The sequence below is a fragment of the Microcystis sp. T1-4 genome, assembly GCF_000297435.1.
Taxonomy (GTDB): domain Bacteria; phylum Cyanobacteriota; class Cyanobacteriia; order Cyanobacteriales; family Microcystaceae; genus Microcystis.
Map to the genome: position 1 here is coordinate 17,932 of NZ_CAIP01000115.1, position 13,602 is coordinate 31,533.

General features: G+C 41.4%; 15 protein-coding genes and 1 pseudogene. 7 read left to right on the forward strand and 9 right to left on the reverse strand.

All coding sequences use genetic code 11. The features are described from left to right. The first annotated feature begins 659 nt into the window (after window positions 1-659). From MICAI_RS06500 to MICAI_RS06510, 3 genes and pseudogenes are all read left to right on the forward strand, one after another. Entirely contained in the window at window positions 660-1,181 is a 522-nt protein-coding gene (locus tag MICAI_RS06500) for a hypothetical protein (protein ID WP_008199390.1), read from the forward strand. Window positions 1,182-1,186: 5 nt separating this feature from the next. Next, window positions 1,187-1,396, forward strand: a pseudogene (locus MICAI_RS06505) (type 4 pilin); the annotation flags it as partial. Then, window positions 1,374-2,006, forward strand: a complete 633-nt coding sequence (locus MICAI_RS06510; protein ID WP_008199394.1) for a prepilin-type N-terminal cleavage/methylation domain-containing protein — start codon at window positions 1,374-1,376, stop codon at window positions 2,004-2,006. The pseudogene MICAI_RS06505 and the gene MICAI_RS06510, both read left to right, overlap by 23 nt. Window positions 2,007-2,047: 41 nt before the next feature. Here MICAI_RS06510 and MICAI_RS06515 read toward each other — a convergent pair whose 3' ends face one another. Then, window positions 2,048-2,449: a hypothetical protein gene (locus tag MICAI_RS06515; protein WP_008199395.1), complete on the reverse strand. Its 402-nt coding sequence runs from the start codon at window positions 2,447-2,449 to the stop codon at window positions 2,048-2,050. Window positions 2,450-2,521: 72 nt separating this feature from the next. Between MICAI_RS06515 and MICAI_RS06520 the strand changes: the two genes are divergently transcribed. After that, entirely contained in the window at window positions 2,522-2,803 is a 282-nt protein-coding gene (locus MICAI_RS06520; RefSeq protein ID WP_008199398.1) for a DUF6439 family protein, read from the forward strand. Here MICAI_RS06520 and MICAI_RS06525 read toward each other — a convergent pair. Next, entirely contained in the window at window positions 2,800-3,201 is a 402-nt protein-coding gene (locus tag MICAI_RS06525) for an ATP-binding protein (RefSeq protein WP_008199399.1), read from the reverse strand. The two genes, MICAI_RS06520 and MICAI_RS06525, sit on opposite strands and share 4 nt — an antisense overlap. A 341-nt stretch (window positions 3,202-3,542) precedes the next feature. Further along, a complete protein-coding gene (rlmD, locus tag MICAI_RS06530; RefSeq protein WP_008199401.1) occupies window positions 3,543-4,910 on the reverse strand; it encodes a 23S rRNA (uracil(1939)-C(5))-methyltransferase RlmD in 1,368 nt (455 codons plus the stop codon). A 278-nt stretch (window positions 4,911-5,188) separates the two neighbouring features. On the opposite strand from rlmD, the gene MICAI_RS06535 reads away from it, so the two are divergent. Continuing rightward, window positions 5,189-6,091: a hypothetical protein gene (locus MICAI_RS06535; RefSeq protein WP_008199402.1), complete on the forward strand. Its 903-nt coding sequence runs from the start codon at window positions 5,189-5,191 to the stop codon at window positions 6,089-6,091. Here MICAI_RS06535 and MICAI_RS06540 read toward each other — a convergent pair. The 6 genes from MICAI_RS06540 to MICAI_RS06565 all read right to left on the reverse strand — a co-directional run bounded on the left by MICAI_RS06540 (window position 6,088) and on the right by MICAI_RS06565 (window position 11,752). Beyond that, window positions 6,088-7,782 carry a helicase HerA domain-containing protein gene (locus tag MICAI_RS06540; RefSeq protein ID WP_008199404.1) on the reverse strand — a complete coding sequence of 565 codons (1,695 nt, stop codon included), beginning with the start codon at window positions 7,780-7,782 and terminating at the stop codon, window positions 6,088-6,090. The two genes, MICAI_RS06535 and MICAI_RS06540, sit on opposite strands and share 4 nt — an antisense overlap. A gap of 260 nt (window positions 7,783-8,042) precedes the next feature. After that, on the reverse strand, window positions 8,043-8,951 hold the full coding sequence (gene menA, locus MICAI_RS06545) for a 2-carboxy-1,4-naphthoquinone phytyltransferase (RefSeq protein ID WP_039899724.1): 909 nt from the start codon (window positions 8,949-8,951) through the stop codon (window positions 8,043-8,045). A 450-nt stretch (window positions 8,952-9,401) separates the two neighbouring features. After that, window positions 9,402-9,974 carry a Uma2 family endonuclease gene (locus MICAI_RS06550; protein WP_008199409.1) on the reverse strand — a complete coding sequence of 191 codons (573 nt, stop codon included), beginning with the start codon at window positions 9,972-9,974 and terminating at the stop codon, window positions 9,402-9,404. 46 nt (window positions 9,975-10,020) lie between these two features. Next, complete coding sequence (locus tag MICAI_RS06555; RefSeq protein ID WP_008199411.1) at window positions 10,021-11,034, reverse strand: WD40 repeat domain-containing protein; 1,014 nt, start codon at window positions 11,032-11,034, stop codon at window positions 10,021-10,023. Between the two features lie 36 nt (window positions 11,035-11,070). Further along, a complete protein-coding gene (locus tag MICAI_RS06560) occupies window positions 11,071-11,313 on the reverse strand; it encodes a DUF5678 domain-containing protein (protein ID WP_008199413.1) in 243 nt (80 codons plus the stop codon). A gap of 7 nt (window positions 11,314-11,320) precedes the next feature. Further along, window positions 11,321-11,752, reverse strand: coding sequence for a DUF29 family protein (locus MICAI_RS06565; protein ID WP_008199415.1), 432 nt, complete (start codon window positions 11,750-11,752; stop codon window positions 11,321-11,323). A 606-nt stretch (window positions 11,753-12,358) separates the two neighbouring features. Here MICAI_RS06565 and MICAI_RS06570 point away from each other — a divergent pair. Further along, window positions 12,359-12,952, forward strand: a complete 594-nt coding sequence (locus MICAI_RS06570; protein WP_008199417.1) for a choice-of-anchor C family PEP-CTERM protein — start codon at window positions 12,359-12,361, stop codon at window positions 12,950-12,952. A 146-nt stretch (window positions 12,953-13,098) separates the two neighbouring features. Beyond that, on the forward strand, window positions 13,099-13,431 hold the full coding sequence (locus MICAI_RS06575) for a DUF433 domain-containing protein (RefSeq protein ID WP_002750711.1): 333 nt from the start codon (window positions 13,099-13,101) through the stop codon (window positions 13,429-13,431). The last annotated feature ends 171 nt before the right edge of the window (window positions 13,432-13,602 follow it).

The following is a 13,602-nucleotide window of genomic DNA, read 5'->3' on the forward strand; positions in this document are numbered from 1 at the left end:
CTTAGCTCGTCTATATTTCACATTTATTCAGCCAACCCTAATTATGTAAGAGGGTTAAAGTTCTGTAAACTTTAGGCCAATATCCTGCTTATAGCAAGACGGCAAGCTATAATAAAATTAATGGAGTTAAAGAACTCGCATCAAACGGGGGGGGGACAACGGCGAAATTGCATCCCCCGACGCTCACTAAGTAATGAGGTAATAAAAACCTTCAACTATTACACCGCCACTGCCACGATGATCAAAAGACATCCGATGGCAGCCTAGAATCATCTGTAATTGACTTTGATTAACTGGTCAAGTACGATGATGATACATAGACAACCAATGAATGTCAAGCTGTATCCCTAACAGGGGAACAGTCAAACTAAGAGCCATATAAGGTGCAAGTCTCAAGTACGGTTCTGAATGGGAAGGGAGGTGGGTGACGACCTTCTCGACCCCTGATTGACAGTTTAGACAATCTGACTCACTTGAGAAATAGGGTTTCGGGGGATTAATTCCCTGACTAGAGTTAGAAATATCCGATCATTTGCGTAATCTGTAGTTAAGATCGAAGAAAAGCCAGTAGTTTTCAAGAAAAACGGAGGGGTTGAAAAGTGAAATCAAGAGGAAAGGGGATACAGTTAAAACTGCCGTCGTCCGAGTCGGGTTTCTCGATGTTAGAAGTGGTCATTGCCATTTTAACTATTACCGCTTTCTTAACAGGAACCTTACAGTTAATGGCAGTGAATGCCTTATATAAAGTTCGGGCTGAAAGACAAGCTAGAGCTAACTTTTGGATACAAGAAGACTTCGAGAATGTCAACGCTTTAGCTTCGAGTTTAGATGTGAACTCCAGTCCTGTCAACCCCTACATCACCACAGATGTATGTACAAATGTCAATCAGGGTTATGCCACAGCTTTAAGAAGACAACTAACGACTACTCTCCCCCCCACCACCCCCACGGGGAAACAATTAGTAGAGACAAGAGCAATTGTCGGTAAAAACTATTCTCTCTCTCGAACTTTTCCTGATGATGACGCAGCCCAGTCCGCTCATCCCCATCGTCTTCGTATAGAGTATGAAGTGAGATTAGCTGATGATCAAACTGCTGACGATTACCCCAACCAAGAAAATGTTATTGCCGAAAGTTCTGTCGAGGTGATTCCCGATGCGTCGTTTAAATGTCCATATTAGTAGCAACACGAGAAATTGTCGGTAAAGACTATTCTCTCTATCGAACTTTTCCTGATGGTACCGACGCCCAGGCTGCTCATCCCCATCGTCTTCGTATAGAGTATGAAGTGAGATTAGCTGATGATCAAACTGCTGACGATTACCCCAACCAAGAAAATGTTATTGCCGAAAGTTCTGTCGAGGTGATTCCCGATGCGTCGTTTAAATGTCGATAAAAATCAGGGTTTTACCCTGTTAGAAATTTTGATAGCTTTGGCAATTACGGGAATTCTTGCCGCCTTAACCCTACCTAATTTATTAGCTTGGTTAAATAGCAATAAAGTCCAAGAAGCCACCGATTCTATACAATCAGCCCTACGGGATGCCCAAAAACAAGCTATCCGTCGAGGGAGAAGTTGCACGATTAATTTTACTAACGGGATTGGCACTAATCCCACGGTTTACCGGCAAATAAGCGCCAGTGAACCGGGTTGTTTAGTGGCGACTAATACTAATGGGGGTTCCCTAAGTCTGCCGCAGGAAATATTTATGGTGGTGGATAATTTTCCAGATTTTCCCCCTGATAGCGGCAGTCCGGGGGTGCAGTTTTCCTTTCGGGGCCATGTGCCGGGGTTAAAATTTACTACGCCGGACGGTCCAGCGATAATCGTATTATATCCCGCCGCCAATGCCTCCGCCGCGCCCTATCCCAACCAAGAAAGAAAGTGTATAGTTATCGCTTCTCTGCTAGGAATAGTTAAACAAGGCATTTATGACGGCGATCCTCTAGAGCCGCTTGATGCCAATAATTGTCAAATCGGTCTGGATGGAACCCAACCACCCTAATCAGCTTCTCAAGGCAACACACTCCACTCCGGTGCAGTCAATCACCCCGTGCAGGATCGCAGAATCCAACCCAGTAAGACTCCGATACCACCAAAGCGGACAATTTGCCAAAAAACCTCCCCCAGCAGTCCGCGACGGATTCCTTCCCAGAATAGACGCTTTAATTCCCCTTCTTTAAGTAAATTGCTTTCTAAAATTACCTCTAATTCTTGAATCTGTTCGCGAATTTGCACCAATTCCTTTTCTAGTTCAGGTAGGGGATTTTCCCGCCATTGGGGTTCTATTTGGCTAAATTGTGCCTCTAGGTCTTTTTTTTGCTGTTCTGCTTCGTTGATCTGTCGATAACGGTCTTTTAGTGATGCGATCGCCGCTTCGACTTCTTCAATCGCTTGGGTAAATTCCGCCGATTCATCGCTAGGGTATGGGTTTTCTTCTAAGGACATGGACTCGATCCGATTGCCTGCGTCTAAACTATAGTTATAGACGATTTTACGGTTTTACGAAACCTTTTGATTATGATTCCATCCCCTGTCTCTTCCTCATCTCAGACTATTGATGATCTATCTACTTTGGAATTGGCGCGGATTTTGGCGGAACGTTTGGCGATCGCACCGATTGACTGGCATCGTCTGAAGTCCCACCGTAATGCTCGGGCCGCTGAACAATTAGGGACGGCTTTGGTGTTTTTATTAGATAATCAGCCAGAAGAAGCACTTCCTCGGCTACAACAGGCTACAGGCTGGCTCGATCGCTCGATTTCTGCGCCTCCCTGTCCTTCTCACGGTCATGGTCATTAATTCAACCAGCGTTCCTGTTTAATTTGCTTACAAAGTTTCAGTTGGGTTCCTTCTTGATTCCAGTGAACTTGGTCGAAGATTTGATATAACATACACAGTCCTCGGCCATTTTCCGCTTCTTCGGGGGGAAAATCGGGACAATCGCAACTACAGCCATGATGGTGACAACCTGGGGTAAATCCACAGCCTTGGTCGGTAATTACCCAAGAATACTCGTCTTTACTGCTAGAAAATTGGACGACCACGGTTTTGGTGGGATCGAGATGATTGCCGTGTTTAGCGGCATTAACTAAAGCTTCTTGTAATCCTAATCTAATTTCTGGTTCTAATTCTTCCGGAATACTAGCGGTCAGTAAATCTAAAATCGGACAAAGATACAAGGTGGAAGCGAAACTCATGGTGTTCCAGCTTCGTTTGCTTGTGGGCAGTGAAATAGCAATCACGCACTTTACCTCTAGCTTATATTCAATGACTGTTCTCTTACAGAAAGATTAAGGTCTCTTAACCGTCGATCTAGATGATTGCCATACCTAATGAGTCATGTTTTATCCCTTTTGTGTCTCTGAGATGGATTAGATATTTTTATGATTGATCTACAAACCAATCGAGAATCAAGGCAACTTTGAGCGAGTAATTAATCAAAAAAGTAGTTGACTGGAAAGGCTGCTAATATGCTATTATCCTTAACCGTTGACTTTTCAGCTATAAACGACCAAAGTGTCAGGTTTTGCCTCCTATTTCACCCTACCATATTCGCTGTTTTTTGTCCAAGAAAAGCGGCGCATTCAACGTGGGGAGTTTGGGGAAAGAAATCGGCTGTTTGCACTTCTAGCAGTTGATAATCGCCTGTTTTACAAAGATATTGCAAGTCTCTGGCTAAAGTTGCACTTTGACAACTGATATAAACTATGCGTTGACTTTGCAGTTGTAACAAACTATCAAGGACAGATCGATCGCAACCTTTGCGGGGCGGATCGAGTAGAATAATGTCGGGTTTAACTGTCAGTTGCGGTAAAGTTTTTTCTACTGCCCCCAAAATAAAAGTTGTGTTGGTAATATTATTTAATTGGGCGTTAATCTTGGCTCGATCGAGGGAAAAGCTATAGGATTCTAGTCCAATCACCTCTTTAACCCGTTTAGCGAGGGGTAAAGTAAAAGTACCGATACCACAGTAGGCATCAATAAGAATTTCTTCACCTTTAAGCTCTAATTTCTCACAAATAACCGCCAATAAAGCTTCAGCAGCCTCTGTATTAACCTGAAAAAAGGTATCGGCAGCCAATTGATAGGTTAATCCGGCGAACTTTTCGGTAATATAATCCCTTCCGGCGATAGTTGTGGTCTGAGTGCCAAAAATAGCATTACCTCGATCGGGGTTATAATTGACGGTTACACCGACTAAATTGCCGTATTTTGCCAGCCATTGCCGCGCCTGGGTCTCAATTCCCTGTAAATTATTATCGGTACTAATCAGGGTTAATAAAACTTCTCCAGTGTGGCGGCCAATTCTTAGAGATAAATGGCGTAATTGTCCTTGATGGGTCTTTTCATCGTAAATTGACCAGCCTTGCTCCTGAATATCCTGTTTTATCTCTGCTAGAAACGGATTTAAAGCCTGATCTTGAATTGGACATTGATTGAGATTAATCAGATGATGGCTGCCGCGACGATAATAACCCGCTTGCACATTGCCGGTGGGGGAAAATCCGAGGGGATAGGTAGCTTTATTGCGATAAGCGAGGGGAGAATTACCGGTGAGGGGAGGATAAACCAAAGGATCGGTAAAACCACCAATTCTGGTTAATACCTCTTGTACTTGCTCTTTTTTGACCTGAAGCTGAAATTGATCCTCGATGTGTTGCCATTGACAGCCACCACATTTATCGGCAACGATGCAGCGGGGCCGGATACGATGGGGAGAAGCTTGTAGAATAGTTTGTAGTTTGCCGATCGCATGACTTTTTTTGATATAGGTGATGCGAGTTTGAATGCGATCGCCAATAACCGTATCTGGCACAAAAATCACCTGTCCTCGGTATTTTCCCACACCTTCGCCCGTATGGTTGAGGTCGGTAATCTCGATCTCGATTAAATCACCTTGTTGCATAGTTAGGGAAACCAGTTTTCATCCAGGGTTAAGACTGTCGAGCTTTCTGATTCTAACAAAAGGTTTTGACAAAATTACCTTGACTGTGAGTTGTCCTCAGAATCAAGGGATTATTGTTTGAGTATAAATACTCATTGACAAACACATTTGATCTTTGTCATGCTACCAGTGGAGATTAGTATATCGATATACCTATTTTTTGTATATTCTTATACTCAAAAACTTGGAACCAACAGTTTTTAGATAAATTACTTTCTCTTGCTAGTGTCATCAATCAAATGTCAACCATAATCAACAATAAAGAAATTCGAGTATTTGGCATTAAAAGAAGTGGTAATCATGCGATTATCAATTGGATTTTTTCCCAGATACCTGGTCAGGTAGTTTTTGCCAATCACTGCTATTTAGCAGGAAAGGAAATTCGTATTTACAAAGGTACAGGAAGAATTGACTGCAAGGGGATTAACTACTGGGATTTTAAGAAAAAATACTTCTTTTTTGAGAGAAATCCTTTCTTTAATAAAGAAATTGTCACTTATTCAAAAAATGATCAACGCTTTAATGGTCAAAAGCTCAAACAACATCCCAAAGAGGCGATAATTGTCAGCTTTGAGGAAAAAGATATTGAAAATTTCAGCGATTTGATGGATCGCTATCATGAGCAGTGGGTAGGCAAAAGTCAAGAGGTTTTTTCTATAGTTATTCTGCGGGATCCTTTCAATGTATTAGCCAGCATTTATCAAAAATGGGGCAAAGAAAACTTAAAAAATATTGCTGTTCTCTGGGAAAAATACGCTCAGGTTTATCTAAGTTACCAAAAAAGTGCTGATCGCTATCGTTTGGGAATCAACTATAATCAATGGTTAACAGATGTCAATTATCGGCAAGCAATTACAGAAAGACTGCAAATTCCTTTTGATGACTCGAAAAAAGAGTTAGTTGCCGATTTTGCTGGTGGTAGTTCCTTTGATGGCTTATCCTATCAACAAGAAGCGCAGAAAATGGATGTTCTTAATCGTTGGCAAACCTTTCGAGAAGATCCCGAATATTATAGTCTTTTTAATAATCCTCAACTGCTGAAATTATCCGAGGAGATTTTTGGTATCATTCCGGGTACTGAGGATTTTATTGCTTCTTTCCAGAAGAACCATTGGAGAAATCTCCCAAATAAATTCCTTTAAAATCCTAGATCGGCTTTGGCAATTTTGGCCGCCGCTAATACTTCCTCATCGGGTAATTCTCGCCAGTCGGTCGCACCTATTTCAGCATAGAATTTTTGATCGTAGGCGCGAGTACGAATTACTACCGGCATAGGGACCGCATGACCTAAAACTAAAGCTTGTTGTTTTGAGTCTAATTTCGCTAAAACTGATCGCAAACTTCCCCCTCCAGAAACTCCAGTAAATATGGCTTCGATGTCCTTTTCATCGTTTAATAAACAGGTGATTCTTGTCCCTACCTGAGACATAACTTCGTTATCAATTCCTGAAGGTCTTTGATCGACAATTAGGAGAGTAACAAAGTATTTTCGCATCTCCCTGGCGATAGTTCCAAAAATAGTTTGATGTACCACAGCAGAATCAAGAAATCGATGAGCTTCTTCAATGGTAATCACTAACTGTTGCGGCCGATCAACGGGGTTTTTAGTTTGTAAAAAATATTCAGCTTTTTTAACATAATTAGCATGAATCCGACGGGTGATCATATTGGTGGCTAACATATAGGAAAGCATATTACTTTGGGAGCCAAATTCAATAACAACGTGCTTACCCGCATCTAAAGCTTGTAAAACCTGATCGATATAATTGTGGGGACAAGAACTTTTTAAATATTTCAAACTATCTAGACGCATTAATTTTCTCTGGAGGGACATGATTGATCCCGCATGGCCTTGTTTTTCCGTACAGAAGATTTTAATATCCTCGTTACTCATATTTAATAACTGAACTATCCAAGATTCTCCATACTCGTTATAGAGAATATTGGCATTATCTAAACTAGCTTCCGAGATGCCTAATTCCCGACCGATTAAACGAATATCTTCGATTTCAATCTGATTATAACTTAAGAATAATTCCTGCGCTCCTCGTACTCCCCGGCGTTTGGTAGAATCGGGATCGAGGGTATAAATTTCTACCTGTCCGGGGAATAATTGACATAATCCTTTCACCGTAGAAACCTCCTTCCCTTCTTTCATCGCTTCCCAACCGTATTCCGAGTGCATATCAAACATGAGGTTAACCCCTGCTTGTTTGCGAATAATACCCGAAATTAACAGCCTGGTTAAAAAGGATTTTCCCGTCCCGGATTTGCCAAAAACACCGTTACTACGTTCCACAAAGCGATCGAGATTAATACATATTGGCACGTCCATGTCAAGGGGTTGACCAATAGCAAAATTCTTTCTGGTGGGATCATCTTCCCAACCGAAAACCATGCGAAAATCCTGCTCACAAGCTTCATAAACTTGGCTAAAATGCGCGGGAATAGTTTTAACTGGCAGTAATTCTAAATCAGCGCTGGTTTGGGGTTGAAAAGAGCCTAAAGAAGTGTCGGAAACTGCGGGGGAATTACCTCCAGTCGGTGTGAACATGAGCATAGGCGATAGTTCAATAGTACCATAAGTACCGCTACCCGCTAAAACATCGCGCATAAAACTATCATCGGGATGGGGAGGATTCGCGATAATCCGGGGACTGGAGTTACCCAGGGAGACATCGGTGAGGAGACAGAAAAAACGCGAGCGAGTGCCTTGCACCACTAAAAATTTACCGACGCGCATATCTTCTACCGAAATATCCGGATAAAGACGGATTTCTAAACCTTCACTCAGGGAACCTTGAATAACCGATCCGAGGGGTTGTTCACTCATGCTAACCTTTATTTGTGGCGATGAATTATGAATTATGAATTATGAATTATGAATGAGGAAGTGTTTTCAGTAAACAGTAAACAGTGATCACTGAACTTAAAACTCAAATCTGATAACTGATTCAAGTCAGTTGATTTTTTTTTGTCTATCCCACCTAAAAATGAGGGGTTCGCAGGCAGGCACGGATTCCCATTATGAATATAAGTATATGTCAAGTGATGGGGTTTTGTCAAGGACTTTAAGAAAAAAAATCGGGTTGATCAACGGGAAGCAAGGCAATAACCAAGGGAGAAGAGAATGCCACTAAAAAAGTGAAGATTAACCGCTATAAACTTGCAGTTACTGACTAGCTGAGGTTGGTCGTGATTTTGGTTAACGTGGTTGACTAATTGCCAAGCGAAAGGCAGACTAAGAAAGATTAAAAGGGTGAGAGGGGGATAAACCTGCAGCAGCACAAAAACTACCGTTAAAACGTAAACGAGAACCGTGACTACGGTTAAAACTTTAGAACCTTTTAAAGTACCCAAACGGGCAATAGGTGATTTTTTACCCGCTTTGAGATCATCGTCGACTTGATGGAAATGGGAGCAAAAAAGGATGATAGAAGTGGTAATCCCGACAATAATTGAAGCCGCTAGACTAGAGAGAGAAAAAGCACCGACTTGGGAATAGTAGGCGGCGGCAATCGCCAAGGGTCCAAAAGTAAAGAAACAGATAATTTCACCTAATCCTTGATAACCGAGACGGAAGGGAGGCCCCTGATAGGTATAGCCCAAAAAACAGCAGAGGGCAATTAATTCTAGGATAGTCCAATCGCCTCGCCCATAACTAATAGCAAAAATACCAGCGATGCCCACTAATAGAAAAAGATTACTTAGCCAGAAAATTAAAGATTTATTGCCGGTTAAATTAACGATCGAATGGGCTTTATTGACATCTATCCCAGTATCGGCATCAAAAACATCATTGCTGAGATTTAACCAAGCGAGAATCAAAATAGCTGAGAGGATAAAAGTGGCAAAAATCGGCAGAGAAAATCGACCTGTTTCCTGATAAGCGATCGCTGTTCCCAAAATAATCGGTATAATCGCCACACTATACATTGGCGGTTTCAGGGCTGCTAACCAGAGTTTTTTGGGCGAGGGAGTGGTGACAGTATCGGTGGTCATAGTTAGGGTTTGCTGAAAAAGTTTTTCTTGGGGATAGATGGTCGGCACTTTTTGATTTCAAAAAGGCCTAAAGATATTATCCAACAAGGTTTTTAGATTTATTCAGCAGGCCCTAGATAGTTCCTCAAAATTGAGATGCGCCCGACCCGAAACGGGCCGTTTTGGTGTTAAACCGAAATTTTAGATGATTTAGACTTTGGTTTTGGCTTTTTCTGGCAGTTTACCAGGGGTAGCGGCACCGGCTAAACCCAGACCTGATCAAGCGATAGCAGTCATAGTTCCGGGTTCAGAGGGTTCAAAAACGGTAAAAATAAGGATTAAATTGCCTAAAATCTGTAAATAGACCATTTAATTGATTATTATTGATTCTTAATTCTCCTGACTACTGACTACTGACTCCTATTTTGATTTTTACTAGAGGTCTGATCGTACCTCGGTTTTAAGGATATTTTAGTCAAAAATAGAGATAAATAGACTAAAACCAGGTAAGATATCCTCGCCGCTTAAATTAGCGGGTAGTTCCATAATTTCTACGGGTTGCTGAGGACGATAAATTTCCACTTGTTGTTGTTGAGGATTAACTAGCCAACCTAATCGCAAACCACTGTGGAGATATTCCTGCATTTTCGCTTGAATTTCTGGGAGGGAATCGCTACGGGAGCGCAGTTCAATGACGAAATCGGGACAAATAGGCGGAAATTTCTCCTGTTCTTCTCGACTCAGTGCTTGCCAACGAGTTAAACTCACCCAAGCGGCATCGGGAGCGCGATCTCCGCCATTCGGTAAACGAAAAATCGTCGCTGAACTAAAGACTTTACCCAATCCGGTTTGACGATTCCACAACCAAAGTAAACTAATAAAATCGGCCTCTCGGTTGCCGCTAATTCCCCCAACAGGTGGCATCACAATTAATTCTCCTTGGGCGTTTCTTTCCAGTTGCCAATCTGGGTTAACTTGACAGAGACGGTAAAACTGCTCATCGCTGAGATTGACTGTATCTAAGTTTAAAATCACTGCTGCCATAGCTATATTTCGCCCTAGAAAACACTCTAGTCTTAATTATAGTCAATTAGATTCCCCGCCACAGTGCGATCGCACCGTCCCGATCTCCAGTGACTAACCAACGACCATCTCGACTGGCAACCATCCTTAAGATGACGTTTCCCTTGAGAGTATTCAAGTGCCGACGGGTATTAACATCCCAAAATTTGACGGTTCCATCCCCGGAAGTGCTGGCCAAAACTTTGCCCCCATCGAGCAGGGCCATATCGGTAACAGCGTCGTTATGGGCGAGAATAGTAGTGGTGCCGATGCCGCTTTTCACTTGCCAACCGCGGATCGAACCGTCTTGACTAGCAGTACCGGCGGTATTACCATCCTTGGAAAAAAGCACCCGATAAACGGGGAATAAATTACCCGCATAGGCACGAATAAAGCGACCGGTACTCACTTTCCACAGTTTAACGAAACCATCGTAATCGGCGCTAACAATTCCTTTACCATCGGGACTAAATGCGATCGCCTGAATCGGATGATTATGGCCGCGCAGGGTTTTTAACAGTGTACCCGTCTGAAAATCCCAGAGTTTAACAGTACGATCCCAGCTACCCGTAGCCAAAATTTTGCCATCGGGAGAAATAGCGGCATCGGTAACGAGAAAAGCATGGCCAGGATAGGTCATTTCTAATTTTCCCGTGCGCGTATTCCAGCGTTGCACTTTTCCCCCGGCATCGGCAGTTACAAAAGTCTCACCATCGGGACTAAATTGGATAGCATTGACAGTATCACCTAGTTGCCAAGTCCTGAGAGGTTTTTGGGTTTTTAGGTCCCATTCCCTAACAGTGCCGTCAAAACTACCACTCAGCAGCAGGGAGTTATCGGGACTAATGGCTAAAGCATAGATGGGATCCTGATCGGCTTTTAAAATAGTAACCCGTTCGACGGTCTGCCAAGGAACGATTTCTGCTAGGGGAGACGCTTGCGGAGTGGTGGTTTTCCCTTTTTCCTGATTGACTGCACAACCACCGGATAGCAACAGCAGCAATAATAACGATAATGTCGGTTGATAAAGGGTTATTTTCATAGAATTTTGCCGTTGTCAAAATCATCTTAAACTACTTTAAACTTGAAGGGGTAAAATTTGCAGAGAATAACGACAACGAGGAACAAGATAAATGACAAATTCTTGATTGGTTGTGTTGGCTTGTTCCAGAACATTCTGTAAATTTTCACCGTGAGCCATCACTCTTTTTTCATTATAAGCAATGTATTGATTTTTATATAAATCAAGCACGGTGTCACGATTTTTGTTTAACCGACGTAACATTTCTTGGGCTTGTTCTTGAGAGATTGAATTGGTCATAATCTTTCTAGGGAGAAACGTTTTTGATCAGAAGAAAAGCATCACTAATCAGTTTATTTTTGTCAATTATAGCTTCTATTTGCTCCGATTGATAACAAGCTGCTTCGACTTCTAAAGAAGCGGCATCCAAAGCATTAAGATAAGCATCGTTTAAAGTGTCTGTTAATTCCTGATCACTTAAATAATATCCTGCCACTTTTTGGCGTTTATTTTGGCGTTGAATTTCTCTAACACTATTGCGAATGGAGACATCCCAAGAACGAGTGGTTCTGTTTTCTGCCTGTTGTTTAATTAAATGCAGTAATAAGATAACAGCATAACTACGAATGGTGCTAATAGTCCCATTTTTGCTCATATCTTCAAGGTCTTCTACAATCGCCAGTGAACCTTTAATATCACCTTTTAAGAGCAAAGCTTTTAATTCTAAAAGTTCTTCCATAATCCAATTTCTTCCCCCAAATACCCCTTAATTATATCTGGCCACAAGTCTCTCGGATATCCCAGGTTTATTGGGTAAAATGTATTCTAAGATACATTCTTGCGGGCGAGTGAGTGGAACCAGCAATTCTCATTTTAAGGTTTCATGACATTAAAACCCCTGCACCTAGAGGGGTTAATAATTCTTAACGAATCTCTAGATCGCTGAAACAACGCAAAATCGTTTCAAAATGAGAATTGCTGGAGTGGAACCAACCACAGAGACACAAAGGACACAAAGATCGATCGCTACTATAGCGGTTCTCGCATCTGTGCGGCACACTTAAACCTTTGCTGATTAAGCTGTTCAGGATTGGGAATGTACCTCTTGTAAATCAGAAACGCTATATATAAGCAAAAATTGTCACACAAAGTCGAGAAGAGCCAAAAAGTTAATCATTTTTTCATTTATTTTATAAGCTTTTCTCTGCTATGATGAGGCCGTTCTTGTAAAAGTAGAGTTTTTAGTAATGACTCAAAGATTAGCAAAACTAATTGATTTTCGGGGGGGGGTAAGCACAGCTTATTAAAACTCTCAATTGCTTCCTCTGTCCTTGGGGTAAGTGCTTTGATAGTCACCCCTGTACAAGCAGCAAATTTGATTCAAAATGGCAGTTTTGAGAACGGTGGAGACCCTGGTGTTTTTCAAACAATTAATGCTGGTTCCACGGTAATTACAGGATGGACGGTTAGCCAAGGATCAATCGATTATATCGGTACATTATGGCAAGCTTCTAATGGTTCTAGAAGTCTGGATCTAGCTGCAGGAGCGAGTCCTGGTGGAATTAAGCAAACCTTTAACACAACTGTCGGTGGGACTTATCGGGTGACTTTTGATCTGGCGGGTAATCCCAACGCAAGTCCTATTATTAAAGACATGAGAGTGAGTGCGGGAGGAAGTTCTGCTGATTTTTCTTTTGATACAACAGGAAAAAGCAATTCAAATATGGGATGGCTATCAAAATCTTGGGATTTTACCGCTAACAGTACAACCACTACCCTTGAGTTTATCGATTTAACTAATAGCATTGCTGGTTCTGCGTTGGATAATGTCTCGGTGATAGCTCTTTCCCCTCCTTCTATCCCCGAACCTTCATCAGTGCTAGGATTATTGAGTTTAGGAGTATTAGGAATTAGTTCTGCTTTAAAACGTCAATCTTAATCTATTTTTATCTTTTTAACCCATCTAAACTAGGTGGGTTAAATTGAATATTCAGATAGGCTTAAAATCGGTGAATAATTTGAATTTTGCGGCACATTTTTAATAATATGCTAGGATAGTATTGATGTTTTAGGAGGTAACAACCTATGCAGTTAGAAGATTATTTTGAATTTGTAGCAGTAGATAATATTCAATTAAAAGGACATCGTATTGGCATTGAGGACGTACTGAAATACTATCGACAAGGTTATAGTCCTCAAGAAATTCTCCAAGAATTACCAACTCTAAATTTAGAAAAAATTTATGCCACTTTGACCTATTATTATCACAATCAAGCACAAATCGATCTCTATCTTGTCAAGCTAGAAAGACAACGGGAACAACATTATCAACAGTGGCTAGAAACATCATCTCCTTTAATTGATCGTTTAAGAAAAGCAAAAATTAAAAAGGAGCAGGAGTATTTACAAAAAGCATGAAAATTCGGTTTTTGCTGGATGAAAATTTATCTCCTAAGCTAAAAATAGCGGTTCAACGTATCAATTCTACTATAGATATTTTGCGAGTTGGTGATGCGGATGCACCTCTTTTAGGGACACTTGATCCTAATTTATTGCAATATTTAGAATTATCCCAGAGACTGTTAATCT

Bases quoted from the DNA above. Each gene is read 5' to 3' on its own strand.
- MICAI_RS06525 (WP_008199399.1), bottom strand. From the start codon at position 3,201: ATGAGTTTCGCTTCCACCTTGTATCTTTGTCCGATTTTAGATTTACTG.
- MICAI_RS06535 (WP_008199402.1), top strand. From the start codon at position 5,189: ATGTCAACCATAATCAACAATAAAGAAATTCGAGTATTTGGCATTAAA.
- MICAI_RS06550 (WP_008199409.1), bottom strand. From the start codon at position 9,974: ATGGCAGCAGTGATTTTAAACTTAGATACAGTCAATCTCAGCGATGAG.
- rlmD (WP_008199401.1), bottom strand. From the start codon at position 4,910: ATGCAACAAGGTGATTTAATCGAGATCGAGATTACCGACCTCAACCAT.
- MICAI_RS06515 (WP_008199395.1), bottom strand. From the start codon at position 2,449: ATGTCCTTAGAAGAAAACCCATACCCTAGCGATGAATCGGCGGAATTT.
- MICAI_RS06500 (WP_008199390.1), top strand. From the start codon at position 660: ATGTTAGAAGTGGTCATTGCCATTTTAACTATTACCGCTTTCTTAACA.
- MICAI_RS06520 (WP_008199398.1), top strand. From the start codon at position 2,522: ATGATTCCATCCCCTGTCTCTTCCTCATCTCAGACTATTGATGATCTA.
- MICAI_RS06575 (WP_002750711.1), top strand. From the start codon at position 13,099: ATGCAGTTAGAAGATTATTTTGAATTTGTAGCAGTAGATAATATTCAA.
- MICAI_RS06540 (WP_008199404.1), bottom strand. From the start codon at position 7,782: ATGAGTGAACAACCCCTCGGATCGGTTATTCAAGGTTCCCTGAGTGAA.
- MICAI_RS06565 (WP_008199415.1), bottom strand. From the start codon at position 11,752: ATGGAAGAACTTTTAGAATTAAAAGCTTTGCTCTTAAAAGGTGATATT.
- MICAI_RS06560 (WP_008199413.1), bottom strand. From the start codon at position 11,313: ATGACCAATTCAATCTCTCAAGAACAAGCCCAAGAAATGTTACGTCGG.
- MICAI_RS06510 (WP_008199394.1), top strand. From the start codon at position 1,374: ATGCGTCGTTTAAATGTCGATAAAAATCAGGGTTTTACCCTGTTAGAA.
- MICAI_RS06555 (WP_008199411.1), bottom strand. From the start codon at position 11,034: ATGAAAATAACCCTTTATCAACCGACATTATCGTTATTATTGCTGCTG.
- menA (WP_039899724.1), bottom strand. From the start codon at position 8,951: ATGACCACCGATACTGTCACCACTCCCTCGCCCAAAAAACTCTGGTTA.